Genomic DNA, 25,577 nt, shown 5'->3' with positions numbered 1-25,577 from the left:
ATAAGCCTTAGCTTGCTGGCGAATTTCTGAGATAATTAGCCTTAAATTAAGCCGTAATAAATAGCTCATGTCACAATCTGAAGATAACACTGAAAATACTTCTTTAACTAACACACAAGAAAAGACAGAAACAAAGCAAAGCACTAAAGAAGCGAAGTCTGCTTTCGCTCAACGTTTCAGAGGTTATTTTCCTGTTGTTGTCGATGTAGAAACCGCTGGTTTCAATGCAAAAACCGATGCATTACTTGAAATTGCAGCAACGACACTTTCTATGGACGAAGTGTCAGGTGTTATTTCATTAGACGAAAGCATCAGCTTTAATGTCGAGCCATTTGAAGGCGCTAACCTTGAACCTTCAGCGCTCGCTTTTACCGGTATTGATCCGACTCATCCATTACGCGGTAATGTTGACGAATCAGAGGCTTTGAAAACCCTATTCAAAATGATTCGAAAAAAAATGAAACAAGCTGGCTGCCAGCGCGCCATTATGGTTGCACATAATGCAGCCTTTGATCTTGGCTTTGTTAATGCCGCGATTGAACGTACCAATATTAAACGCAGTCCATTTCATCCATTTGTGAGTTTCGATACCGCAACGTTGGCGGGCTTAGCTTTAGGGCAAACGGTCTTAGCTAAAGCCTGTGAAGCAGCTAACATTCCTTTTGATAATAAAGAAGCCCACAGCGCACTCTATGATACCGAGCGCACTGCAGACCTATTTTGCTTTATCGTAAATAAATGGCAATCGCTAGGCGGTTGGCCATTATCTGAAGAAGAAAGCCAAGCATAGTTTAAAACGTTGTCGGTTGAAATACGCGATTATGAAACCGGCAAAGTATATGCCTAGCCGCCAGTACTAGTAAGCCTATAGCGACAAGCGTGATTGCAACATGCTGACTAATATAAATAATCGTCAGTGCAAATGCGCCGTATATGAATGGTAAATACTCATAAACGACATGCGGTAACCGAGACTTAACCGTTCTTTTCCCAAATGGGTAAGACGACTTATAGGCAAGGTAAAAGTGAACGGTAATAATACTGGCTAAACAATAAAGTGATGCAGCCAAAAGCAATACGTGGCTTGGAGCTTTAATTGCTACAACCCAAATACAAAAAACAAAACAAACTAGTGGCAAAAATTTCATATGATCATTCCTTAATCAAAGATACTTCCGTTTAAAAATCGATCAAAATTTTACGCCTATAAAAGAAAAAAGCCAGCATAAAGCTGGCCTTTTTTATACAAATTTTAAATTAAAACAAATGTGATATGTCTATTTATTATAATTTGTCAGCGTTGTCTGATAAGTAAGACGCTACGCCTTCTGGAGATGCAGTCATACCTGTATCACCTTTGTTCCAACCTGCTGGACATACTTCACCGTGCTCTTGGTGGAATTGTAATGCATCAACCATACGAATCATTTCATCAACGTTACGACCTAATGGTAAATCGTTAACAACTTGGTGACGAACGTTACCCTCTTCATCAATTAAGAATGAACCTCGAAATGCAACACCAGCTTCTGGGTGCTCTACGTCGTATGCTTGACAGATTTCGTGTTTAACGTCAGCAACTAAAGTGTATTTAACTGGACCAATACCACCTTCGTTAACTGGCGTGTTACGCCATGCATTGTGAGAGAATTGAGAATCAATAGAAACACCGATTACTTCAACACCACGAGCTTTAAATTCTTCCATACGGTGATCGAAAGCAAGTAGCTCAGAAGGACATACGAAAGTGAAATCTAATGGGTAGAAAAATACAACAGCTTTTTTACCTTTGATTGCTTGACTAAGCGTAAACTCATCAACGATTTCGCCTGTACCTAATACAGCAGCAGCAGTAAAGTCCGGAGCTGGACGACCAACTAATACACTCATTTTATTCTCCAATATTTTTATTTAAATATTTACTTATATGTACACTGTTTAATTATCAGCTATCAAATATGATGCGGACATAAAAAATTAATTCAACAGTAAACGGTTAATTTATGCGTTTTCGCTATCTGCTTGAGCAGCTTGCTTTACTAGCTCTTGCAATTCGCCTTGTTGATACATTTCTAAAATAATATCACAGCCACCAATTAACTCGCCGTTGATCCATAATTGTGGAAACGTTGGCCAATCAGCATACTTAGGTAATTCAGCGCGAATGTCTGGATTTTGTAAAATATCAACATAAGCAAACTTTTCACCGATAGACATCATTGCTTGTGCCGATTGAGCTGAGAAGCCACAGCTCGGTAATTTTGGTGAGCCTTTCATGTATAATAAAATGGCATTTTCTGAAATCTGTTCTTTAATACGTTCAATCGTATCCATAGTAACCTCTATCGTTCTACCTAATGCTTACTCAATGGTGGCTTTAATCTTCGATATCAAGGTTTAATCGTCTATTTTATTCTATAAAAAAACAATTTAGTCTTGATAAAACCTATGGCAAACCCCACAAATATGAGTAGAATAAGCTTATCTTTAAAAAACTTGAGTATTTTACTAGGTTTTTAACAAAAGCAAACTCTTTCTTTGTTTTTGTTCAAGATTAAAATTATATAAACCATTCCTGGAGAGACAAATGGCAATTGAATTACCAGCATTACCGTACGCTCAAAACGCTCTTGAGCCACACATTTCAGCTGAAACTTTAGAATACCACTACGGTAAGCACCACAATACATACGTGGTAAAGCTTAACGGTTTAATTGAAGGTACTGACTTCGAAGGCAAATCTTTAGAAGATATCGTAAAGTCTTCTGAAGGTGGCGTATTTAATAACGCAGCACAAATTTGGAACCATACTTTCTACTGGAACTCTTTAGCGCCAAACGCTGGTGGTCAGCCTTCAGGTGCTTTAGCTGATGCAATTAATGCACAATTTGGTTCATTTGATGAATTCAAAGCTCAATTTACCAACAGCGCAGTAAACAACTTCGGTTCAAGCTGGACTTGGTTAGTTAAAAATGCAGATGGTAGCTTAGCAATTGTTAACACATCTAACGCAGCAACGCCGTTAACTGAAGAAGGTGTTACACCTTTAATCACTGTAGATTTATGGGAACATGCTTATTACATTGATTACCGTAATTTACGTCCGAGCTACATGGAAGCTTTCTGGGCATTAGCTAACTGGGATTTCGCTGCGCAAAACTACGCAGGCTAATTTTAGCTAGACAATTAAAAAAGAGGTCAGCGTAACATTACGCTGACCTCTTTTTGTTTTAAGCATGTTTGCTTTTAGAACGTTGCAACCACCTTAACGCTATCATTAACACTACCCGCATCAATATAGCCAATGGCACCAGGGTTGCTGCTAACAAAATTGATAACGTCAGCATCTGAGCCTAACTCTTTTGGTGGCTTACCTTTGCCGGAGAACACCTGCTTAGACCAATAAGCTTTGATCTGACTAGAGCTTTTACCTAAGGCATTTTTTTCAAAAGCCGCTCTAACATCAGAGCCTGAAGCCAGATTAACCGGTATAACAGAGCTTCCATCACCAAACTTTTTTAGCTTTCCTAAAAATATACGTGATACGTCTGAACCCGATAGGCTATTGCCATTCGACGCGCCAACAACTACCACTACTTCTGCAAGTGCTGAGGTAGATATTAAGCACAAGGTACACAATAAACTTGTAATAAATTTTTTCATAATGCCCCCTTAAAATACCGTCACAATTGCCATTCGTAATAACCCAGCATCTGATTGTGAATCTAAGTCATCAGAAAAGTCCGTATATTCAAACTTAACGGCAGCCGAATCGTGGAAATCCCAACGGGCGCCTACGGTTAAAAATGTGGTATCTTCAGCTTGTGATGCGGTTGCAGCATTTGTATTCGCAACCAAAAAATCCAATGCAGGATCAACACCAACCGGCACGCCTTCAGTAGCATTTAAAGGATCTGCACTATCCGCACCATAGGTAATATGGTAAGTAACTGAATTAACTCGTTTACCAACCATAAGGTAATATGAATCATCATTGTTAAGGAAGGTATCCCCCGTATCTATCTCTGTATATTCACCAACAACAATCCAATCATTGTAGTCGATCTGGAAGCCCAACTCTAAAAACTCACCATCATCTTCAAATACTCTAATCGCATCGCCTATGTCAGCAAACGGTGTTTGACTCCAGCCTGCTGCCAGTGCTTCTATACTCGAAATAGGAATTGTCGACTCAGCAACTGCATAAGCAGCCCTTAAGGTTAACCATTCTCGGTTAAGTGTAACGGATAATGCCATAATATCTTTAAAATCGGGCTCGACATCTTCACCTGCAATCTGTGTACCGTTGTTATTACCGCCATAAGTGAAGTGAGTTGTTGTATCAAACTCACCTATAGATGCATTGTATATAAAACCAACGCCATCGAATGTATCGAATGGTAAGCTATATACGCCTTCAGGAGGTGTAATCCAAGGGTATGCATAAGACACATCTAAAAAGTCAGAATACATATAAAAAGGTGCGCGTTGTCGCCCTACCAACATTCTAAAACTATCAGTAAAATCATAACTGACGTATGCCCACGCAAACTCTGGATCCCAGTCATCATCACCTTTAGATAGAATTTGCGCCGTTACTCCTAAGCCATTGCCAAGATCAGAGCTTGCTTGAATAGCAATCAATGAACCTGAATCAAAACTTATATCATCGTTAAATCCATAAACCGACTCGCCACTCGACAGTGTTTGTCCGGCAACGATAGAGGCAAATCCATTCCATTGTATGTCAACCGCCATTGCGGATGTTGACATAAGTGTTGCTATTGCTAGCGCACTTAATTTTGCTTTCATGTGTACTCTCCCCCGCCTTAGTTGGCGTTATTTCATGTTTAAACTTTAAATTTAGATGTTACGTCGGCTAATTCCGCAGCGAGATCGTTTAGTTGGTTTGACACAGAGGCAATTTCTAGTGAGGCGGTTGAAGCTTCGTCGGCACAGTGTTGAATATCTTCAACTTGCTCTACCATTACTCCTGCGACAGTGCTTTGTTGCTCAGTCGCGACAGCGATTGCCCCGTTCATATCCGAAATCGTATTTACCGTGCTCGTAATAACAGACAATCTATCGCCCGCTTGATTAGCACTTTCAACAGATGCTTCTACTCGAGATTGAGAGCTATCCATCATTTCAACGGCTTTACTCGCAGCACTTTGCAGCTGCTCTAACATTTGATTGATTTCTTCCGTCGATTCTTGTGTTCTAGAAGCTAGGTTACGCACTTCATCGGCAACAACTGCGAAACCTCGACCTTGTTCACCGGCGCGTGCTGCCTCAATGGCTGCATTAAGTGCAAGTAAATTTGTTTGTTCAGCAATTCCTTTAATCACATCAAGCACAACATTAACGCGGTTGGTATCTTCTTGAAGCTGGTTAATCGTTTCTGCTGCGCTAGACACGGTTTGCTCTAAGTCTTTAATACCATCAACGGTTTGTTGAACAACTTCTCTACCTTGCTCTGCTTCTTGATTTGCATTGTTGGCTGCATCAGCCGCATCAGCTGCATTTCGCGTAATATCAGCGACGGATTGGCTCATTTCTTCTACCGACTGACGTGATTGAACAACTGCAGTACTTTGCTTTTCAAATGATTTTATCGTTTGGTTAGATAAGCCTTGAATACTGTTAGCGGTGTTGGCTACCGGACTTGCCGTTTCTACTACGTTCTTAATAACGCCTTGTAATTTCTCTATAAAGTTATTAAACCAATGAACTAACTCACCGATTTCATCTTGGCTTTGTGTTTTAATTCGCACCGTCAAATCGCCATTTTCTTGTGCAATGTCTTTCATGGAGACAATTAAATCAGCGAGGCTACGTTTCGCAGTCAATGCAATAGGCACTGCAACAGCAAATAACAGAACAATGGTCACTACGCCAATAATGATACCCGTGCGACCGGTTGACTCAGCATTGTCTACTACCATTTCAAATGCAGTATTAAATGAATTTAATCTCGCTGCTTGAAAGGTCTTCATTTTTTCTTGAATGGTTTCGTACTGGTTATTAATGTTAGCGGCACTATCTGCTATTTTGTCGAAATCAGCGGTGCCATCAATCATTTGATTTGATAAACCACTTGCCGCTACTAAATAGTCATCCAAATCATCAAGCCAACCTCGAATAAAGCGCCCGCTTTCAGCATCAAGAGAAGATACTGACATTAACTTTTCATTCATTTCACTTGCAGTTTCTTGTGCATTATCAACAAGTTCAACCTCGCCCATAGTCGCGGCGTTTGCGAGTGTTTCTTTAATTTTGTCTAACCGAACAATGGCAAATTCTGACGCTGTTAATAATCTATACTCAACCTTATAAGCATTATTTAGCAAAGATTGTGTTTGTGACATTGTTATTAAACTTGTCATCAAGTAGATACAGAAACCTACAGCACCAAAAACAGGTATTACGAGGATTTTTATTTGTATCGATAATGAACTAAACCAATTCATAATGTGTTATCTCACCTGGTTGCTAAACATTAATGTTTTCTTAAGTTTAGAAAACATCTCAAAAAATGCCTTATTTTTTATTTAGTAAGGGAAAAAAATTGACAAAACCATGGCTAGGCTCTGAAATAAAGACATTCACTCCCCAATAAAAACAAAGAGGGCTAATTGCGTCCGCTTTGTAATCATGTTGACCCGTCTTAAATAAGGTAGACACTTTTTCCACTTAAATTAAGAGAAAGTAATAAAACTAATCACTAAGCGCACTCAGCGCGATTATTATCACGCTTTTAAATTATCTGCTGTAGACCAAGTCGAAATGACTTATAAAGAAGCTCAAGATAATTATGGTATTCAAGGGCGCTCTACAGTTTTAGTTTGGCTTCGTAAGCATGGTCGACTAGATTGGACTAGCGGCGCACTTCAACACTTATCAAAGGAATCAATCAAGACTGAATCTAAATATCTAATGCCAGAGCAGAGAACCAAAGCACTTGAGAAGGCGTTAGAAGAAATCAGCCAAAAGCTGACGTCTTCTAAGCTGTCGTAAAAGCTATTGATAGAGACTTTGGCGTCCGCCTGTCAAAAAAGCGCAAAGCAAAGTTATTGAAAAAAACGGTTAAGAAACTCACCGTAACACAAGCTTGTCGCTTCATTGGCATTAACCGTCGGGCATTTTAGAAACCCCTACAGTTATATAACGCGCGTCAAACTATTGAGCAAATCACCGTGCGCTTCGCTGGTGATGAGCACCTTGTTCAACCACGTATTGGCGCAAGAAAGCTTCAATACTTAATGACTCTGCAACATTTATGGATTGGACGTGACCGGTTGTTCAACTTGCTCAGAGACAACCGTTTACTTGTCTCGGTAAAGCGAGCATATCATCACACAAAACCATCATCGGTTTCACTGCCATCCAAGCTTGATTAAGCAAGGTATGACTGCTCATGCTCCAGAGCAACTCTGGGTGGCTGATATTACTTGTTTACCTACGTAGCAAGAGATATATACCTGAGCTTAGTGACCGACGCTTATTCACGTAAAGTCGTTGGTTATCAAGTCGATAATAATTAAATACTGCTCAATCGAGTATCAAGCACTTCATGAGCAACATGGCATTACCAACTCAATGATCGATGGTTATGACTGCTACCCAATTGCACTAGCTGAGCGGATAAATGGTATATTGAAAAATGAATACTTGATTAGAAAGCCAAACAGTCGTGAGGAGGCTAGAAAAATGCTAGAACAGTCAATCGCTATCTAAAATCAACGAAGGCCACACAGGACCTTAAAATACAAACGCCCGATGACATACATCAGGCGTTTTAACTATAATTGTGTCAACCCATGTTTGGGCCGACCATGCAGCATCACGCTAATATTTTGCGATAACCTTTACTTTGTCGTTGACACTTGTTGCATCAACGTAGCCAATAGCTCCTGGTGTTGCGCTTACAAAACGAATAATGTCAGCATCACTGGCAAGCTCCTTTGGTGGCTTCCCTTTGCCAGAGAAAACCTGCTTAGACCAATAAGCTTTAACCTGGCTAGAGCTTTTACCTAGTGCTTTTTCTTCAAACTCACCGCGCACTGTGCTGCCAGATTCTAAGTTTACGGGTATCGTTGAAGAGCCATCAGGAAAGCTTTTCATCTTACCTAGAAAAATTCGCGAAACGTCACTATTTGCCAAACTGTTTGCGTTAGTGGTATTAACAACAACAGCTACCTCTGCCAACACCACAGATGACATTAAGCTAATCACAACTATTACCCCTTTTATTATTAACTTCATAATATATCTCCCTAAAATACGGTTACGAATGCCATACGAACAACGTCAGCATCATTCAAGCCATTTAAATCATCTGAGTGTTTCGTGTATTCAAACTTTAAAGCGGCCGCTTCATGAAAATCCCAACGAGCACCTACTGTTGCAAAATTAGAATCTTCATTTTGTGAGTTCATGGCAGCATCAGTAGCCGCAACTAAGTCAACAAATGCTGGTTCAGTAATACCTGACGTTAGTAATTTACCGGCTGAGTTATCTTGCCCATAAGTAACATGTAGCATGATATTGTCAAAACGTTTACCAGCCATCACATAAAATGAATCATCTTTACCAATAACTGAATCACTTAGATCAACTTCGGTATATTCACCGACAAATAACCAGTCATTATGATCAATTTGAAAACCTACTTGTAAAAATGAACCTTGATCGCTATTCGAAACAAGACCATTTGCTATATTGCTATAACCTAACCCCTCCCAGATTGCCGCCAGGTCAGCTATCTGATCAATACTAGAACCTTCATCTCCATAAAAAGACACGTTAGCAACCGCATAAGCAGCACGCAATGTTAACCAATCGCGATTGGCAGTAAATGAGCCAATCACAACACTTTCTACATCAACGTCAACCAATTCGCCTAAAACTTCAGTTGGTTCAGAGTTCTGACCGTATGACACGTGAGTTGTTGTATCAAACTGTCCGATTTGCATACTATGAATGATTGAAACACCGTTAATCGCGTCAAATGGTAAACTGTAGACACCACTTGGCGGTGTGATCCATGGGTAAGCGTATGACACGTCGATATAGTCAGAGTACATGTAAAAGGGTGCGCGTTGGCGACCAACAAGTACACGAGTATCATCTGTAAAATCATAGCTCAAATAAGCCCATGCAAATTCAGGGTCCCAGCCATCTTCGCCCTTAGCGATAATCTGAGCAGTCATACCTAAACCGTTGCCTAAATCAGACGTAGCTTGTAAGCCGATGATTGAGCCGTTATCGAAAGTTAAATCATTTGTGTAACCATCAAATTCTTGATCTGACGATGTTGTTTGGCCGGCAACAATAGAGGCGAAGCCATTCCGTTCAATATCTGCAGCAAACGATGGAGCACTGATCATACTTGCTAGCACAATCATACTTAGTTTTGTTTTCATTTATTTATCCCGCCAATTAAGGCACTTATGATGTTTATACTTTAAATTTACTGGTAACCTTAGCGAGTTCGATCGCCAAGTCGTTTAATTGATTTGAAACACTCGCAATTTCATTAGATGCTAATGAGGCTTCGTCAGCGCATTGTTGAATATCTTCAACTTGACCAACCATTAGCCCCGCTACCGTATTTTGTTCTTCCGTAGCAACGGCAATTGCACCATTCATATCCGAAATGGTATTCACTGTACTGGTGATTACACTTAAGCGTTCACCCGCTTGATTGGCACTTTCAACAGATACTTCAACACTTGAACGCGAGTTATCCATCATTTCAACTGCTTTGCCGGCAGCCAATTGTAACTTTTCAAGCATTAGGTTAATTTCTTCCGTCGATTCTTGTGTTCTTGATGCTAGATTTCTCACCTCATCTGCGACAACCGCAAATCCTCTACCTTGTTCACCAGCGCGCGCAGCTTCAATTGCAGCGTTTAAGGCGAGTAAATTTGTCTGTTCTGCGATACCTTTGATGACATCTAACACCACATTCACCTGACTAGTATCTTCTTGAAGCTGATTAATTGTTTCAGCAGCTTCGGCCACTATATTTGACAGCTCTGTAATACCCTCTACCGTTTGTTGCACAACCTCTCTGCCCTGTTCAGCTTCATGGTTGGCATTAGAGGCTGCATCAGCTGCATCAGCTGCATTTCTGGTAATATCAGCGACCGAGTGGCTCATTTCCTCGACTGATTGGCGAGAATGAACTACTGCATCGCTTTGCGTTTTGAAAGACGTAATTGTTTGATTTGATAGCGACTGAATATTGTGCGCAGTACTTTCAATCGGTTTAGCTGTTTCAACTACGTTCTTTATTACACCCTGTAGTTTTTCGATAAAACTATTAAACCAGTGAACAAGCTCACCTATTTCATCTTTGCTGGTCGTTGACAGTCGAACAGTTAAATCACCGTTCTCCTGTGCGATGTCGCGCATTGAGTTAATAATATCGGCCGAACTCTTTTTCGCTGTCATAGCGATAGGAATAGCAACTGCAAAAAGAATGACAATTGTAACAATACCAACGAATAAGCCGATTTTTCCGTTTGACTCAGCGGTCTCGATAACATTAATAAATGCGTTATCAAATAATGACAAATGGGTTTCTTGAAACTTTTGTAACTCACTTTCCAACGCTTGATATTGAGAATTGACTCGCGCTGCTTTGTCTGCAACTAGGTCAAAGTCAGCTACTCCATCAACCATTTCCTTAGTTAAACTTACGGTATTTTGATAATAACTATCGAAATCTATTAACCACTGCTTTAGAAATTCCCCGCTGTTAGTATCAAGCGGAATTTGTTGATGTAATCGGTCGTTGATTTCTGTTGCCGTTTTGTTGGCACTAACGATTAACTCTGCTTCGCCCATAGTTACAGCGCTACTTAACGTTTCACGTATTTTATCAAGCTTCACCAAACCAAACTCAGACGCCGTAAGTAACCTATACTCAACCTGATAAGCATTAGTTAGCATTGCTTCTGCTTTGTTAATGTTGATTAAGCTAGTCGTTAAATATGTGCTAAAACCAATCAAACCGACTATTGGAATCAATAATATTTTTACTTGAATAGATAGTGCTTTAAACCAGTTCATTAAGTGTTCCCAGTTCATTTATTTAATCAAAGCATCAGTTCCGTTAGCTTCCATATGTCAAAGATTGTTATCTATTTGTATCCAAACGAATAGTACTAAGTAAACCGTGTATTTAATGACCGAGGATTCTAATGGAAAGCGCTTCCACACAACATAGTAAAGAAGGTGTTTTTTGTTTCGCATTTGTTTCTATGATCGATGGCGCAACAATTTATTAAATTTCCTCGAAATTTTCGGTAAAGCAACTAGGCTTAAAGTAGGTCTCTTATTTTCCCGGTCTACTTTATTAGTAACCAATTTCGTGAAAAGCGTTGGAGGGGATATGTCTATTTTTCAACATTTCAAAAGTCGTTACGACGAAGCGTTACAAGAGCGTTACAGTATTCAAGAGTTTCTAGATATATGTCGCGAAAGCCCGATGGCTTATGCCAGTGCAGCACAACGGTTGCTTCATGCTATCGGCAAGCCCGAGATGATCGACACTTCGTCAGATGCCAGGCTAAGTAGGATTTTTTCTAACCGTGTCATTGCGCGTTATCCTGCTTTTTCTGAGTTTTACGGTATGGAAGAAGCTATTGAGCAAATTGTTTCCTACCTCACTCATGCATCTCAAGGGTTAGAGGAACAAAAGCAAATTCTTTATTTATTAGGGCCAGTTGGCGGTGGTAAATCGTCTCTTGCAGAGAAACTCAAAGCGCTGATGCAACAAGAACCTATTTATGTATTAAGTGCCAATGGCCAATGTAGCCCTGTAAACGATCATCCTTTTTGCTTATTTGACGCCCATGCAGATAGTAAAATTTTACAAGAAGAATATGGCGTTTCTAAACGTTACCTAAAAACAATTATGTCGCCTTGGGCTGCAAAACGCCTGCATGAGTTTAAAGGTGATATTGCCCAGTTTGAAGTGGTAAAGGTTTACCCGTCAATTCTTGACCAATTAGCAATCGCTAAAACAGAGCCCGGCGATGATAACAATCAAGATATTTCTGCGTTAGTGGGTAAAGTTGATATCAGGCAATTAGAACACTTTGCACAAAATGATGCTGATGCCTATAGCTACTCAGGTGCGCTATGTCGTGCTAACCAAGGTGTTATGGAATTTGTTGAGATGTTTAAAGCACCGATTAAAGTATTACACCCATTATTAACCGCGACACAAGAAGGCAATTACAATCCTACAGAAGGCTTATCCGCATTGCCTTTTGACGGCATTATATTGGCTCACTCCAACGAATCAGAATGGCAAACATTCCGCAATAATAAGAATAATGAGGCGTTTCTTGATCGGGTGTATATCGTCAAAGTACCCTATTGTATGCGTGTTACCGAAGAAGTTAAGATTTATCAAAAATTAATTGAAAATAGTGAGCTTAGTAATGCACAGTGCGCGCCTGATACGTTTGAAACACTCGCAAAATTCAGTGTCCTGTCTCGTTTAAAGGCCCCTGAAAACTCAAGCTTGTATTCGAAAATGAGAGTGTATGACGGTGATAGTCTCAAAGATACAGATCCTAAAGCAAAGTCATACCAAGAGTATCGTGATTTTGCTGGTGTTGATGAGGGTATGTCTGGGCTGTCAACGCGCTTTGCTTTTAAAATTCTGTCACGAGTTTTTAACTTTGATCACATAGAGGTTGCTGCCAATCCAGTACACTTATTTTACGTGCTAGAGCAACAAATAGAACGAGAACAACTTCCACAAGAAACGGCAGAGAAATATTTATCGTTTATTAAAGAGTTTTTAATTCCTGAATACATCGACTTCATTGGAAAAGAAATTCAAACAGCTTACCTAGAGTCCTACTCAGAGTATGGGCAAAATATTTTTGATCGATATGTGACCTATGCCGACTTTTGGATACAAGACCAAGAGTACAGAGATACAGAAACAGGACAGTTATTTGATCGAGAAGCTCTTAATAACGAATTGGAGAAAATAGAAAAACCTGCGGGTATCAGTAACCCTAAAGATTTTCGCAATGAAATTGTCAATTTCGTCCTTCGTGCAAAAGCGAACAACAATGGCCAAAACCCAAATTGGACAAGCTATGAGAAACTCAAATCTGTGATTGAGAAGAAAATGTTTTCTAATACGGAAGATCTGTTGCCGGTGATTTCGTTTAACACGAAAACATCTTCCGAAGATCAGAAAAAGCACGACAACTTTGTCGAAAGAATGATGGACAAAGGCTACACCCAAAAACAAGTCAGACTCTTATCGGAATGGTATTTACGCGTAAGGAAGTCAACTTAATTAGGGGGCCATATGGCAAATTTTATCGATCGCAGACTTAACGCGAAAAATAAAAGTACCGTCAATCGACAGCGCTTTATAAGGCGGTATAAAAACCAAATAAAGCAGTCAGTTGAAGGTGCAATCAATAAACGTGGTGTTACCGATGTTAACTCAGGAGAAGACGTATCTATCACTAAGAAAGATTTGTCTGAGCCGATGTTTCATCGTGGTAAAGGTGGCGTTAGAGATCAAGTTCACCCGGGCAATGACCAATTTAGCCCAGGAGATAAAATTCCGCGCCCCCAAGGTGGCCAAGGCCAAGGCAGTGGCGAAGGAAATGCCAGTGCCGATGGCGAAGGTAATGACGATTTCGTATTTTCAATATCAAAAGATGAGTATTTAAATATTCTATTTGAAAATCTTGAGCTTCCTAACCTCGAAAAGAATCAGCTTGATAAGCTTATTGAGTATAAAACGGTTCGTAATGGCTATTGTGCCGAAGGTGTGCCCGCTAATATTGATATTGTAAAATCACTTCAAGGCTCTATAGCTCGTCGTATTGCAATGACAAGTAGCAAACGCCGTGAATTAAAAAGCTTAAAAGATGAATTAAGTAAGTTAGACGCTTCACCTGTCGCTGAAACGCAAGCGCGAAAACGTCTAGTAAAAGCAATAGCAGAGTTAGAGGCGAAGATTGCAAAAGTCCCCTTTATCGACAGTTTTGATTTGCGTTATAGAAACTACGCCAAACAAGCAGTGCCAACATCAAAAGCGGTCATGTTTTGCCTGATGGATGTCTCAGGCTCTATGGATCAAGCAACTAAAGACATCGCCAAGCGTTTCTACATTTTGCTTTATTTATTTTTAACTAAAACATATAAATCAATTGATGTGGTTTATATTCGTCATCATACACAGGCAAAAGAAGTAGATGAGCAAGAGTTCTTCTATTCCCAAGAAACTGGCGGCACGATTGCTTCTAGCGCCCTTGAACTCATGAAGGAAATCATTGAACAACGCTACAGTGACTCTCAATGGAATATATATGGTGCTCAAGCTTCGGATGGCGATAACTGGGCTGACGACTCTCCCCACTGCAGACAGTTGTTAGAGCAATCACTAATGCCTAAATGTCGTTATTTTAGTTACATAGAAATAACGCAAAGAGCCCACCAAACCTTGTGGCAACAATATGAACTTGTGCAAAAATCTCAACCACATTTTGCCATGTCCCATATTAAGTCAGCAGAAGATATTTACCCTGTGTTTCGAGAGCTATTTAGCAAAAAGTCAGCTCAAGCAGCTTAAGGAGACTGATCATGGCTAATTCAACCCCATTAGATGACGGTCCAGACTGGACATTTCCTTTATTACAAACCTATCAAGATGAAATTGAACGGGTTGCAAAGCATTATCGGTTATCTACATACCCGAATCAAATTGAGGTCATCACCGCTGAACAAATGATGGATGCCTATGCCAGTATTGGCATGCCAATTGGTTACAACCACTGGACATTTGGCAAAAAATTTATTGAAACTGAGCAGACATATAAACGTGGTTATATGGGGCTAGCCTACGAAATTGTCATAAATTCTGATCCTTGTATTGCCTATCTCATGGAAGAAAACTCTGTAACTATGCAGGCACTTGTAATGGCGCACGCTTGTTATGGGCACAATTCCTTTTTCAAAAATAACTATTTATTCAAATCATGGACTGATGCTAGCTCTATTATCGACTATCTACTGTTTGCAAAAAACTATGTTGCCAAATGTGAACAAAAGTATGGAATAGACGAAGTTGAGACATGTTTAGATGCATGCCATGCATTAATGAATCATGGCGTTGATAGATATAAACGCCCTCAAAAATTATCACTTGATGAAGAGCTAAAAAAGCAAGAAGAGCGCGCGGAATATTTACAATCTCAAGTAAACTTATTGTGGCGTACCTTGCCTGAGCAGAAAGAAAACAAGGCATCAACAGCACATAGATTCCCCAGAGAACCGCAAGAAAATATTCTTTATTTCATTGAGAAAAACGCACCATTACTCGCCCCGTGGCAACGAGAACTCGTCAGAATTGTTAGAAAAATTTCCCAATACTTTTATCCACAAAAACAGACTCAAGTGATGAATGAGGGCTGGGCTTGCTTTTGGCACTATACGATTTTGAACCACTTATACGACGAAGGGAAAGTAACCGACAAATTTATGATGGAGTTCTTACACAACCACACAAATGTTGTCAGTCAACCAAGTTATGACAGTAAATTTTATTCCGGCATTAATCCTTATGCACTTGGTTTTAATATGTTTATGGATATAAAGAGAATATGCGAGGCACCAACGCAAGAAGACAAACAATGGTTTCCTGAAATAGCAGGTGCTGACTGGCTTGAAACCGTGCATTTTGCAATGGAAAACTTCAAAGATGAGAGCTTTATATTGCAATACCTATCACCCAAGTTAATGCGAGACATGAAATTTTTTAACATTCACGATGATCAAAACAATAGTTATGTGGAAGTGAGTGCGATTCACAATGAGGCGGGCTATAAAGAAATAAGAAGTAAGCTTTCAGAGCAGTATAACCTGAGTATTTTAGAATCGAATATCCAAATAACTGATGCAGACGTAGATGGAGATCGTTCACTTACCCTGTGCTACACACCACAAAGTGACGTGCCATTAGCTAATAATCACAAAGACGTTTTACAACATTTAAATTACTTGTGGAAGTTTGACGTTAAGCTTGTTGAAGAATCAAACAGTGGTTCACAAAAGGTTTTGTCTCAATGGCCAGAGCCAGAAACAAAAAAAGCGAGCTAAGCTCGCTTTTTATTTATCAATTAGCGTTATTCAACTAATTCTTTCAATACGTCTTCTTTAAGCTCTAACCATAAACGACCAGACTCAATACCATATTTACGTACAGCGAATACTGCATCATCAAATTCGCCAGCTTCAGCCAGTTGTACCAGTTTTTGATAATACTTACGTGAAATATCTCGACCTTTTGGATTGGCAAAATATAAGCCACCTAAGCGAGAATATAAACCAGCAAAGCCATTTAAAATTAGTAAATAAATAGGGTTACCTGAAGCTATTGCTAGTTCTTTGTTTAGGCGGTAATCAAAATCTGCAAATGAGTCACCGTCGTCTGAAACCTCTTCATGCGACTTTAAGATTTCAATGGTTTTCTCAGGATTATTCTTGATCGCACCACGCACATATATTGCACTAATATTAGTGCGAGCAGCCATTAAGTTATCAACAAGATCTGGAATACCGTCTTGATCAAGTTGCGCTAGCGTTTCTAAGATGTTTAAACTTGACGTTTCCCAGAAATCGTTAACTTTTGTTGGCTTTCCATGTTTTATTGTTAGCCAGCCGTCTCTTGCTAAACGTTGCAATACTTCACGTAGGGTTGTTCGGGTTACACCAATTAATTCAGACAATTCGCGTTCCGCTGGCAATATAGAACCAGGCGGGAAGCCACCATTCCAAATAGATTCAACTATCCACTGCTCAGCAAAACCTGCAGGACTATGTGCTTTAATTACCATGCGGCCTTTTAAACCCTTTTAAATTTGTCAATTCAACTGATTGTACCAGAAGATTACTTTCAAACAAGTTTGATAAAACTAATTAACCTTATTTTCCATATATGATACGTTCTTTTGCATTGTTACTATTAAAATTGCTAAACATAGTGTGATATATTGAACACAAAAGGCAAACTCAGTATCTGGGCTTGCATAAAACTAATAATTTGAAAGGTCTAACATGCAGCAATCGTTTATGAATGCGTTTTATAAAAACTTTCTAGGTAATTCACCTGAATGGTATAAGAACGCGATCATTTTCTTCTTAATATTAAACCCAATTCTTTACTTTTTTGTCAGCCCGTATATTGCTGGCTGGGCATTAGTATTAGAGTTCATTTTTACGCTGGCGATGGCTTTAAAATGTTATCCATTGCAGCCTGGTGGCTTACTCGCGATTGAAGCGGTTGTGATCGGTATGACAACCCCCTATCAAGTGATGCACGAAATCCAAATCAATATTGAAGTACTATTGTTACTGATCTTTATGGTAGCAGGTATCTACTTCATGAAGAACTTATTGCTGTTTCTATTCACCAAAATAATAACCAATGTTAAATCTAAAATTTGGGTTTCTGTGCTGTTTTGTTTTGCTAGTGCATTCCTATCAGCCTTTCTCGATGCCTTAACTGTGATCGCAGTTATCATTAGTGTCGCGGTCGGCTTTTATTCGGTTTATCATAAAGTCGCTTCAGGTAAACAAACACATCACGATCACGATCACACGCAAGATGTTGAAGTAACCGAGTTTTCTAGAGAAGATTTAGAGCAATTCCGCTCATTTTTAAGAAACTTATTAATGCATGCAGGTGTTGGTACTGCACTTGGTGGTGTGTGTACGATTGTAGGTGAGCCACAAAACTTAATTATTGGCCATCAAGCAGGTTGGCAGTTTGTAGAGTTCGCTATTCGAATGTCACCTGTTACTTTTCCTGTGCTTGTTGCTGGTTTAATTACTTGTATCGCGTTAGAGAAACTGAAGTGGTTTAGTTACGGTGTTGAAATTCCAACAAACGTACTAAATGTGCTTAAAAAGTTTGATAAAGAAGAATCAAAAAACCGTACACGCCAAGATAAAGTTCAGTTAGTTATGCAAGGTGTTGTTGGCGTTTGGTTAATCGTTGCCTTAGCATTGCATTTGGCTGCTGTAGGTTTAATTGGTTTAACAGTTATCATCTTAGCAACATCTTTTACCGGTGTAACAGAAGAACATCAAATTGGTCATGCGTTTGAAGAAGCCTTGCCATTTACAGCATTATTAGCGGTCTTTTTCGCGGTTGTAGCGGTTATTATCGATCAACAACTATTTACGCCTGTTATTACTTGGGTATTAGGCTTTGAAGGCAACATGCAACTTGTCATGTTCTACCTGGCCAACGGTTTCCTATCGATGGTCAGTGACAATGTATTTGTTGGCACGGTGTATATTACAGAAGTGAAGAAAGCATTACTCGCGGGTCAAATCACACGTGATCAGTTCGATCTTCTTGCTGTAGCAATCAACACAGGTACGAATTTACCAAGTGTCGCTACACCAAATGGTCAAGCAGCGTTCTTATTCTTATTAACGTCAGCACTTGCACCATTAATTAGATTGTCTTATGGCCGAATGGTTATCATGGCATTCCCATACACAATTGTATTAACGATTGTTGGTTTGTTAGCGATTTCTTCTGGCCAATTAGAAACCATGACGCAAGATTTCTATGACAAGGGGTGGATTAATCACCACACAGTTACAGAAGCTATGGAAGATTCTACTGGCAGTCACTAGAAAAAATTGGTAATAATGAAAAAGCGCCTTAGGGCGCTTTTTTATCGACAATAATAACAACAGGAAACACAGTGAAATTTTTTGCTAATTTACATAACAACCCACAAGCTTGGCTATTACTCGCTTTTAGTGCTTTAGTTTTTGAAGGTTGTGCTCTTTATTTTCAATATATTTTAAATTTAGAACCATGCATCATGTGTATTTACCAGCGTGTTGCAATATTCGGTATTTTGTTTGCAGGTATTATTGGCTTTATTGGCAGTGATAATATCACCGCGAGAATACTAGCTTTTGCAAGCTGGGGGCTTGGTGCAATATGGGGGTTAGTCATTGCCTTAGAGCATGTTGAAATGCAAACATCCAGCATGTCTTTCCTATTTAGCTGTGAAGTTGTCCCTAATTTCCCTAGCTGGGCACCACTGCATGAATGGTTACCAAGTATATTTGCTGCAACCGGCGATTGCGGGAAGATCAGCTGGCAATTTTTAGGTTATTCAATGCCAGAATGGATGATTATTGTTTTTGCCACCTACAGCCTAATTTGGCTAGTTGTGTTGGCAAGTACACTAAAAGTCTATAAGCGCTTATAGTTATTTAACAACAAAAAAGCACGCTATCTGCGTGCTTTTTTCTATCAATTGTCACTAAGATAACATCATATAACTTACCGACGAAACGACGCATACGGTTATCAAACTTAGTACAAAGCCTTCATGTACCATTTCTTTAATTTGTACTTTACCGGTGCCATAAACAATTGCATTTGGCGCAGTTGCAACAGGTAACATAAACGCGCAGCTAGCACAGATGGTTGCGGGCACCATAAGCAATAATGGGTCGAGACCTAACGAAACAGCAGTTACACCTAAAATTGGCAGTAGCAAGGTCGCCGTTGCAGTATTGCTTGTAATTTCAGTTAAATAGGTGATGACTAAACAAACAATAATAATGAGCAAGAAAACATTAATATTGGCAAAACTTGTTAACCACTGTCCGAGTAAATCACTTAACCCTGAAGCAACAAACCCTTTCGCGATTGCAATACCACCAGCAAATAACAGTAGCATGCCCCACGGAATGCTTTGCGCTGTTTGCCAGTCGAGTAAACGACTTTTCTTACCATCTGGCACAATAAACATAATAACGACGGCAGTTAACGCTACAGTACTATCTCCAATGCCCTTTAGTCCAAATAAAGCTGTCCATCCACCAAATGGCTCTTGGCGTGTTATCCAAGCTAGCGCGGTAAGGCCAAAAACCCATAGAACGCGACGCTCAGCAATAGTCCAAGGCTTTAATTCAGGTAAAGATAGCGACAGTTTACTTTTTACATTACGCGTTAGCCACCAAGCCATTAACGGCAACGAAATAATAACAACAGGCACACCGACTTTCATCCAAGCTAAAAAGCTCAATTCTTGTCCAGTGGTTTCTTGGTATAGAGCCATAAAAATAACATTTGGTGGTGTACCAATAGGTGTAGCAACGCCACCTAAACTTGCGGCATAAGCAATACCCAACACTAACGCTATTGATAAACGATGATCTTCAACATTTTTTAAAATAGCTAAGGCAATGGGTAGCATAATCAGTGCAGTAGCGGTATTCGAAATCCACATACTTAAAATTGCAGACGCTAACATAAATGCAAACACCAAGCGCTTGCCGCTAGATAGACCAACTAAGTTAATCATGTAGATGGCGAGTCGTTCATGAACGTTACTTTTTTCTAATGCCTTTGAGAGCATAAAAGCCCCCATCAACAACAGAATGACATGGCTTCCTAATGACGATGCAACCGTGCGGTGATCAACAATGCCAAACAACGGCAACAGTGCGAAAGGTATTAATGAAGTCGCAGGTATTGGGATAGCTTCACTTACCCATAAAATAACCGTTAATAAGGTAATACTTGCAGCGATTGAAGGCTTACTTTCTAACCCCGAAAAACTTAATAGAAAATAGAAGCAAATTGCCGCACAAGGCGCAAAAACAATGTAGAAGTTATTACTTTTGAGCCAATTCATGGACTTTACTCACTACTTCTTGATGTTGATGCCAAAGCGGGTTAGTCGTCATTTGTGACCAGTTGAGTGACGGTGATTTTTGTAACTTAGCTAGTCGTTGCTCACTATCCTGACGATGAGATAAGTTTGCATTGTCGATAATATCAACACTAGCAGCACGATTATTACAAACTAACATCATATCGCAACCCGCTTCTTGAGCAGCTTCAGCTCTTTCAACATAGCCACCGATATATTTGGCACCCGCCATGGTTAGGTCGTCACTAAAAATAACGCCGTTAAAGTTTAACTTCTCACGCAATATTTCCTGTAACCAAAATGTTGAAAAACCAACAGCATGCTTATCGACTTGATCGTAAATTACATGTGCCGGCATAATGGCATCAAGTTGATGTTGAGAGATCAGTTCCTTAAACGGCAACATATCATGACTAAAAATAGTTTGTTGATCTCGACTGTCAATCGGTAATGCAAAATGAGAGTCTTCTTTTACACTGCCGTGACCAGGAAAATGTTTGCCTGTCGATTTCATGCCAGCGTTGTGCATTCCTTTGATAAACGCAGCAGCTATTTCGGCTACTTCTGCAGGTTTGTGATGAAAAGCTCGATTGCCTATTACGTCACTAATATGGTTGATGTCTAATACCGGAGCAAAACTAATATCGATATCAACAGCGAGAACCTCAAGCGCCATGGTATAGCCGCATGAAAAAGCAAATTGTTTAGCGTTACTTAATGATTCGCCGCTAGATCGCCATAAATCATACATCGCAGGGATTGCTGTAAATTGATCCCTGAAGCGTTGAACTCTTCCACCTTCATGATCAACAGAAATAAGTAAGGGCTTGCCTGCGGCTTTACGGATGTTTGCTGTTAACTCGGCAACTTGCATTGGTGATTGATAATTGCGGCTAAACAAAATAATGCCGCCGACTAAAGGATGAGTTAAAAGCTCTTTATCTTCTTGAGATAATGTTTGCCCTTCAACATCGATCATTAAAGGTCCCATATTGGCCTTTCCTATTATTATTTGACGTAAAAAAAGCGATAAAATATCGCTTTAATATAATGAAGTAGTCATTTTGCCTAATTAGCAAAAGTAAATAAACTGTTATTGTCTAATATCTTGAAGCGGCGCACCAACCCCTGCAGCTACATATGGAATCAATTTATCAATAACATCTTCAATACGCACACTATGCTCATAATCACTTTTGGCGATATCTATTAATGCGTCACTTGAAGACATAGTAAATACCACGGTTCCCATGGTGAAATGTAAACGCCAAAACATTTCTTCGGGTTCAAGCTCCGGATACGCTTTTTGTACTGCTGCAATAAAGTGTTCTATGACTTGAGGATACTTAGTCGTTAAAAACCAGCGTAAAAAACCTTGTGAGTCGGTATAACCTCTGCCAAGAAGTTGTAAAAAAATTGAGGTGCCATTATCTCTAAATTGATTTAAGGCCAATAAAGGTTCAACAAACGCAGAAAAGACTTCGGTTAGTGTCGGTTTATCTTTAGCCTGAACACTTTCTAACGTTGAAATAAGGCGTGGTGAAAGCTCATTCATGTATCGCGACATTACAGCTTTAATGAGCTCTTTTTTTGATCCAAAGTGATAGTTAACAGCTGCTAGATTGACTTCTGCGAGGCTAGTAATTTCACGTAAAGACGTGCCATTAAAGCCATTGTCAGAAAAAAGCTTCTCTGCTGCATCTAAGATTTTGTCTTTGGTACTCATTAATTTTAATTACCTTACTGCGTTTTAAACATTTAGTTTAAACAGATGTTTTACTTATTACAATAAACGAATTTTTTAAGAGGAATGGAAGAATAGTAAATTTATTTGGAATTAATTTGAACTTTTTAAAATGTCATGACTCCTAGTTTACAGTGAATGTATTCCTTTAGATGTCTGATCTGTCAATTAGCGTTAAAGAGTTGTTGCTTCACACGTATAAAGTGTTACTTATTCTCGCTTAATTAACGCATTTATACATTGTTATACTCCCTTATTTTAAAGCTCGATTTATTCGAGCTTTTTTTTGCCTAGAATTTATTTAATCATTACTTAGCTTCACAACTTCTTATGAACCCAATATTGCACTGGCTATATTGCATTTTGTTAAGCACTAATACCTGTATTCGGAAGAATTCAACATGTTTTTAACCGATTATTAATGTACTTTTACCCTAACCTATTGAAAGCAATTGATACTCTCAATATTCTGCTTATCGCCTTGATGATTTTTTTGCGCCAAATTCGCTAACGCCGATCTACGTTAAATTGAGCGCCGATACTTTGGCTACACTTTATTGCACTTATCCAACAGACATTAACTTTATTAAAACTTATTATTAACGTGCTTTTTAAACCCTATGAAAGCAATTGATACTCTCCTTTTTAGCTCATCGCCTTGATGAGCTTTTTTTTTGCCGAAACTCTGTCAATTACACTCTTAAACAATTTGGCCACAGTAAAAAACATGCATACCTTTTATGATGTAATCATCTTATTGAGGTCGACACCTTTTAAGACAATTTTGTTATACTCTCCCTTATTGACGGCTCATCCATGTAGATGAGCTTTTTTTTTGCCGAAACTCTGTCAATTACACTCTTAAACAATTTGGCCACAGTAAAAAACATGCATACCTTATATGATGTAATCATCTTATTGAGGTCGACACCTTTTAAGACAATTTTGTTATACTCTCCCTTATTGACGGCTCATCTATGTAGATGAGCTTTTTTTTGCCTTTTTTTCGGTGCTAGAGCTAAGAAACTCATTGGGTTATACTGATCTTGATTATTATAAAAACTAGATGACTGACCATGAAAAAAACAATAAAACTCTCAGCAGTGGCAGCAGCGTTAATACTGACAATTTCAGGCTGTAATGACACGAATCAAACACAACAAGACAAAAAACAAGCGACTTCTTCGGTTCAACAACTAAGTCAGCAAGATGCTCAAGCATTCCTCGATAATGTAGAAACTCAAATGAAAGCATTGGTAATTGAAGCTTCTAGAGCAGAATGGATTTACCAAAACTTCATCACAGAAGACACCAGTGCATTAGCATCTCAGGAAAATCAAAAATACACGGAAGCAGGCGTTAAGTACGCGATGGAAGCTGCAAAGTTTGACAGCGTAGAGGTGACACCTGAGCAGCGTCGCAAGTTGAACATTTTAAAGCAAAGCCTCGTTATTCCTGCGCCACAAGATGCAGAAAAATCGGCTGAACTCGCTAAACTTGCCGCTGACATGGGCAGTATCTACGGTAAAGGCACCTATACCACTAAAGACGGTGAAACATTAAGTTTAGTAGCGATGTCTGCCAAAATGTCCAGCTCTCGTGATTACGATGAACTATTAGAGCTTTGGCAAGGTTGGCGTACAGTAAGTCCAGAAATGAAACCTTTATATGCTAAGCAAGTAGAGCTCGCAAATGAAGGTGCTCAAGGTTTAGGTTATAAAGACTTGGGTGCTATGTGGCGTTCAAATTATGACATGACACCTGATGAATTTGCCACTGAACTTGATCGACTATGGGGCCAAGTTAAGCCATTGTATGACGATCTTCATTGTTATGTACGTGCTGAATTAGGTGAAGAATATGGTGAAGACAAAGTACCACAAGATGGTCCTATCCCGGCTCACTTACTCGGAAATATGTGGGCCCAGCAATGGGGTAATATCTATGATTTAGTTGCTCCTGAAAACGCTGATCCTGGCTACGATGTCACAACCCAACTTGCAACGCATAATTATGATGAAATAAAAATGGTAAAAGGGGCAGAGAATTTCTTTACCTCATTAGGCTTTGAAGCCTTACCTGAAACCTTTTGGACACGTTCATTATTCACTAAACCAGCCGATCGTGACGTTATGTGTCATGCTTCAGCTTGGAGCTTAGATACGCAAGATGATATTCGCATTAAGATGTGTATCCAGAAAACAGGTGAAGACTTTTCGACAATACACCATGAGTTAGGTCACAACTTCTATCAACGCGCATACAAAGATCAACCGATATTATTCCAAAATAGCGCGAACGATGGTTTCCACGAAGCCATTGGTGACACTATCGCGCTCTCTGTTACACCGAAATACTTAAAAGAAATTGGCTTGATTGATAGCATCCCTGATGAATCGAAGGACATTGGTTTATTAATGAAGATGGCACTTGATAAAGTCGCTTTCATTCCTTTTGGTTTACTCGTTGACCAGTGGCGCTGGAAAGTGTTCTCAGGTGAAGTAACACCTGAAAACTATAACCAAGCTTGGTGGGAACTTAGAGAGAAATATCAAGGTGTATCTGCACCGGTAGACCGTGATGTTAATGCCTTTGATCCAGGTGCCAAGTATCATGTACCTGCTAATACACCATATTCTCGTTATTTCTTAGCACACATTCAGCAGTTTGAATTTCACCGCTCACTGTGTGAACTTGCAGGAAACACAGAAGCGATTCATCGTTGCTCTATTTACCAAAGTAAAGAAGCAGGTGAAAAGCTAAATTCTATGTTAGAAATGGGTTCAAGCCAACCATGGCAAAATGCTTATAAAGTGGTTACTGGCAATGAGCAAATGGATGCGACGGCAATATTAGATTACTTTGCACCACTGCACGTTTGGCTAAAAAATAAAAACAAAAACCGTCAGTGTGGTTTTTAAATTTATTCCACAATAAATTGACGTTATCTACAGATACAAAAAAGGTGAGGTTTCCTCACCTTTTTTTGTATCTGTAGATAACAGTTAAACAAGTACCGTGTCGGCTTTTAAAAAATGAGCTCTGTTAGATGCTCTATAGCGTTTTAATACTAACGCTAATGAGTA

At 39.4% G+C, this 25,577-nt stretch carries 21 protein-coding genes and 1 pseudogene; 9 read left to right on the top strand and 13 right to left on the bottom strand.

Annotation, left to right across the window (positions count from 1 at the left end; translation table 11 throughout):
* The first annotated feature begins 67 nt into the window (after positions 1–67).
* A complete protein-coding gene (rnt, locus tag QQK02_RS13530; RefSeq protein ID WP_284208602.1) occupies positions 68–790 on the top strand; it encodes a ribonuclease T in 723 nt (240 codons plus the stop codon).
* 1 nt (position 791) lies between these two features.
* On the opposite strand, the gene QQK02_RS13525 is transcribed toward rnt, so the two are convergent.
* The 3 genes from QQK02_RS13525 to grxD form a co-directional block, all read right to left on the bottom strand.
* Entirely contained in the window at positions 792–1,148 is a 357-nt protein-coding gene (locus QQK02_RS13525) for a hypothetical protein (protein ID WP_284208601.1), read from the bottom strand.
* A gap of 136 nt (positions 1,149–1,284) precedes the next feature.
* A complete protein-coding gene (locus QQK02_RS13520) occupies positions 1,285–1,890 on the bottom strand; it encodes a peroxiredoxin (protein WP_284208600.1) in 606 nt (201 codons plus the stop codon).
* Between the two features lie 111 nt (positions 1,891–2,001).
* Positions 2,002–2,334, bottom strand: a complete 333-nt coding sequence (gene grxD / locus QQK02_RS13515) for a Grx4 family monothiol glutaredoxin (RefSeq protein ID WP_284208599.1) — start codon at positions 2,332–2,334, stop codon at positions 2,002–2,004.
* Positions 2,335–2,587: 253 nt separating this feature from the next.
* Between grxD and sodB the strand changes: the two genes are divergently transcribed.
* Entirely contained in the window at positions 2,588–3,172 is a 585-nt protein-coding gene (sodB, locus tag QQK02_RS13510) for a superoxide dismutase [Fe] (protein WP_284208598.1), read from the top strand.
* Positions 3,173–3,246: 74 nt separating this feature from the next.
* On the opposite strand, the gene QQK02_RS13505 is transcribed toward sodB, so the two are convergent.
* The 3 genes from QQK02_RS13505 to QQK02_RS13495 are packed head-to-tail and all read right to left on the bottom strand — an operon-like array spanning position 3,247 to position 6,470.
* Entirely contained in the window at positions 3,247–3,663 is a 417-nt protein-coding gene (locus QQK02_RS13505) for a type 2 periplasmic-binding domain-containing protein (RefSeq protein WP_284208597.1), read from the bottom strand.
* Positions 3,664–3,672: 9 nt separating this feature from the next.
* A complete protein-coding gene (locus tag QQK02_RS13500) occupies positions 3,673–4,812 on the bottom strand; it encodes a porin (protein WP_284208596.1) in 1,140 nt (379 codons plus the stop codon).
* 38 nt (positions 4,813–4,850) lie between these two features.
* Positions 4,851–6,470, bottom strand: a complete 1,620-nt coding sequence (locus QQK02_RS13495) for a methyl-accepting chemotaxis protein (RefSeq protein WP_284208595.1) — start codon at positions 6,468–6,470, stop codon at positions 4,851–4,853.
* 241 nt (positions 6,471–6,711) lie between these two features.
* On the opposite strand from QQK02_RS13495, the pseudogene QQK02_RS13490 reads away from it, so the two are divergent.
* Positions 6,712–7,802: pseudogene (locus QQK02_RS13490) on the top strand (integrase core domain-containing protein).
* A 46-nt stretch (positions 7,803–7,848) separates the two neighbouring features.
* On the opposite strand, the gene QQK02_RS13485 reads toward QQK02_RS13490, so the two are convergent.
* From QQK02_RS13485 to QQK02_RS13475, 3 genes are read right to left on the bottom strand one after another with little or no spacing between them, the layout of a single operon-like run.
* Positions 7,849–8,265, bottom strand: a complete 417-nt coding sequence (locus QQK02_RS13485; protein ID WP_284208594.1) for a type 2 periplasmic-binding domain-containing protein — start codon at positions 8,263–8,265, stop codon at positions 7,849–7,851.
* 11 nt (positions 8,266–8,276) lie between these two features.
* Complete coding sequence (locus QQK02_RS13480; RefSeq protein WP_284208593.1) at positions 8,277–9,425, bottom strand: porin family protein; 1,149 nt, start codon at positions 9,423–9,425, stop codon at positions 8,277–8,279.
* 34 nt (positions 9,426–9,459) lie between these two features.
* Positions 9,460–11,079: a methyl-accepting chemotaxis protein gene (locus QQK02_RS13475; RefSeq protein ID WP_284208592.1), complete on the bottom strand. Its 1,620-nt coding sequence runs from the start codon at positions 11,077–11,079 to the stop codon at positions 9,460–9,462.
* A gap of 322 nt (positions 11,080–11,401) precedes the next feature.
* Here QQK02_RS13475 and QQK02_RS13470 point away from each other — a divergent pair, with 322 nt between their 5' ends.
* From QQK02_RS13470 to QQK02_RS13460, 3 genes are read left to right on the top strand one after another with little or no spacing between them, the layout of a single operon-like run.
* On the top strand, positions 11,402–13,336 hold the full coding sequence (locus QQK02_RS13470; protein WP_284208591.1) for a PrkA family serine protein kinase: 1,935 nt from the start codon (positions 11,402–11,404) through the stop codon (positions 13,334–13,336).
* A gap of 12 nt (positions 13,337–13,348) precedes the next feature.
* Positions 13,349–14,626: a YeaH/YhbH family protein gene (locus tag QQK02_RS13465; protein ID WP_284208590.1), complete on the top strand. Its 1,278-nt coding sequence runs from the start codon at positions 13,349–13,351 to the stop codon at positions 14,624–14,626.
* Positions 14,627–14,637: 11 nt separating this feature from the next.
* Complete coding sequence (locus tag QQK02_RS13460) at positions 14,638–16,152, top strand: SpoVR family protein (protein ID WP_284208589.1); 1,515 nt, start codon at positions 14,638–14,640, stop codon at positions 16,150–16,152.
* A 26-nt stretch (positions 16,153–16,178) separates the two neighbouring features.
* Here QQK02_RS13460 and fadR read toward each other — a convergent pair whose 3' ends face one another.
* Positions 16,179–16,889: a fatty acid metabolism transcriptional regulator FadR gene (gene fadR, locus QQK02_RS13455; RefSeq protein WP_284208588.1), complete on the bottom strand. Its 711-nt coding sequence runs from the start codon at positions 16,887–16,889 to the stop codon at positions 16,179–16,181.
* Positions 16,890–17,109: 220 nt separating this feature from the next.
* On the opposite strand from fadR, the gene nhaB reads away from it, so the two are divergent.
* A complete protein-coding gene (nhaB, locus tag QQK02_RS13450) occupies positions 17,110–18,702 on the top strand; it encodes a sodium/proton antiporter NhaB (protein ID WP_284208587.1) in 1,593 nt (530 codons plus the stop codon).
* A 71-nt stretch (positions 18,703–18,773) separates the two neighbouring features.
* Entirely contained in the window at positions 18,774–19,292 is a 519-nt protein-coding gene (gene dsbB, locus QQK02_RS13445; protein ID WP_284208586.1) for a disulfide bond formation protein DsbB, read from the top strand.
* Positions 19,293–19,346: 54 nt separating this feature from the next.
* On the opposite strand, the gene QQK02_RS13440 is transcribed toward dsbB, so the two are convergent.
* The 3 genes from QQK02_RS13440 to QQK02_RS13430 form a co-directional block, all read right to left on the bottom strand.
* Entirely contained in the window at positions 19,347–20,729 is a 1,383-nt protein-coding gene (locus QQK02_RS13440; protein ID WP_284208585.1) for an SLC13 family permease, read from the bottom strand.
* A complete protein-coding gene (gene nagZ / locus QQK02_RS13435; RefSeq protein ID WP_284208584.1) occupies positions 20,710–21,738 on the bottom strand; it encodes a beta-N-acetylhexosaminidase in 1,029 nt (342 codons plus the stop codon). Before nagZ ends, QQK02_RS13440 begins: the two co-directional genes overlap by 20 nt.
* A gap of 102 nt (positions 21,739–21,840) precedes the next feature.
* The gene (locus tag QQK02_RS13430) at positions 21,841–22,473 is read right to left on the bottom strand and encodes a TetR/AcrR family transcriptional regulator (RefSeq protein ID WP_284208583.1); all 633 of its coding nucleotides are present in this window, start codon (positions 22,471–22,473) and stop codon (positions 21,841–21,843) included.
* A gap of 1,094 nt (positions 22,474–23,567) precedes the next feature.
* On the opposite strand from QQK02_RS13430, the gene QQK02_RS13425 reads away from it, so the two are divergent.
* Positions 23,568–25,412: a M2 family metallopeptidase gene (locus tag QQK02_RS13425; protein WP_284208582.1), complete on the top strand. Its 1,845-nt coding sequence runs from the start codon at positions 23,568–23,570 to the stop codon at positions 25,410–25,412.
* Positions 25,413–25,577 lie beyond the last annotated feature (165 nt).

It is taken from the genome of Thalassotalea eurytherma (assembly GCF_030161415.1).
Lineage (GTDB): Bacteria > Pseudomonadota > Gammaproteobacteria > Enterobacterales > Alteromonadaceae > Thalassotalea_G > Thalassotalea_G eurytherma.
This window is presented reverse-complemented; position numbering and strand designations above follow the sequence as displayed.

What these genes read in the sequence shown, in the direction of transcription:
- grxD (WP_284208599.1), bottom strand. Translation starts at nt 2,334, where the DNA reads ATGGATACGATTGAACGTATTAAAGAACAGATTTCAGAAAATGCCATT.
- QQK02_RS13500 (WP_284208596.1), bottom strand. Translation starts at nt 4,812, where the DNA reads ATGAAAGCAAAATTAAGTGCGCTAGCAATAGCAACACTTATGTCAACA.
- QQK02_RS13470 (WP_284208591.1), top strand. Translation starts at nt 11,402, where the DNA reads ATGTCTATTTTTCAACATTTCAAAAGTCGTTACGACGAAGCGTTACAA.
- rnt (WP_284208602.1), top strand. Translation starts at nt 68, where the DNA reads ATGTCACAATCTGAAGATAACACTGAAAATACTTCTTTAACTAACACA.
- nhaB (WP_284208587.1), top strand. Translation starts at nt 17,110, where the DNA reads ATGCAGCAATCGTTTATGAATGCGTTTTATAAAAACTTTCTAGGTAAT.
- QQK02_RS13430 (WP_284208583.1), bottom strand. Translation starts at nt 22,473, where the DNA reads ATGAGTACCAAAGACAAAATCTTAGATGCAGCAGAGAAGCTTTTTTCT.
- QQK02_RS13460 (WP_284208589.1), top strand. Translation starts at nt 14,638, where the DNA reads ATGGCTAATTCAACCCCATTAGATGACGGTCCAGACTGGACATTTCCT.
- QQK02_RS13495 (WP_284208595.1), bottom strand. Translation starts at nt 6,470, where the DNA reads ATGAATTGGTTTAGTTCATTATCGATACAAATAAAAATCCTCGTAATA.
- fadR (WP_284208588.1), bottom strand. Translation starts at nt 16,889, where the DNA reads ATGGTAATTAAAGCACATAGTCCTGCAGGTTTTGCTGAGCAGTGGATA.
- QQK02_RS13480 (WP_284208593.1), bottom strand. Translation starts at nt 9,425, where the DNA reads ATGAAAACAAAACTAAGTATGATTGTGCTAGCAAGTATGATCAGTGCT.
- QQK02_RS13425 (WP_284208582.1), top strand. Translation starts at nt 23,568, where the DNA reads ATGAAAAAAACAATAAAACTCTCAGCAGTGGCAGCAGCGTTAATACTG.
- sodB (WP_284208598.1), top strand. Translation starts at nt 2,588, where the DNA reads ATGGCAATTGAATTACCAGCATTACCGTACGCTCAAAACGCTCTTGAG.
- QQK02_RS13505 (WP_284208597.1), bottom strand. Translation starts at nt 3,663, where the DNA reads ATGAAAAAATTTATTACAAGTTTATTGTGTACCTTGTGCTTAATATCT.
- nagZ (WP_284208584.1), bottom strand. Translation starts at nt 21,738, where the DNA reads ATGGGACCTTTAATGATCGATGTTGAAGGGCAAACATTATCTCAAGAA.
- QQK02_RS13440 (WP_284208585.1), bottom strand. Translation starts at nt 20,729, where the DNA reads ATGAATTGGCTCAAAAGTAATAACTTCTACATTGTTTTTGCGCCTTGT.
- QQK02_RS13475 (WP_284208592.1), bottom strand. Translation starts at nt 11,079, where the DNA reads ATGAACTGGTTTAAAGCACTATCTATTCAAGTAAAAATATTATTGATT.
- QQK02_RS13525 (WP_284208601.1), bottom strand. Translation starts at nt 1,148, where the DNA reads ATGAAATTTTTGCCACTAGTTTGTTTTGTTTTTTGTATTTGGGTTGTA.
- QQK02_RS13485 (WP_284208594.1), bottom strand. Translation starts at nt 8,265, where the DNA reads ATGAAGTTAATAATAAAAGGGGTAATAGTTGTGATTAGCTTAATGTCA.
- QQK02_RS13465 (WP_284208590.1), top strand. Translation starts at nt 13,349, where the DNA reads ATGGCAAATTTTATCGATCGCAGACTTAACGCGAAAAATAAAAGTACC.
- QQK02_RS13520 (WP_284208600.1), bottom strand. Translation starts at nt 1,890, where the DNA reads ATGAGTGTATTAGTTGGTCGTCCAGCTCCGGACTTTACTGCTGCTGCT.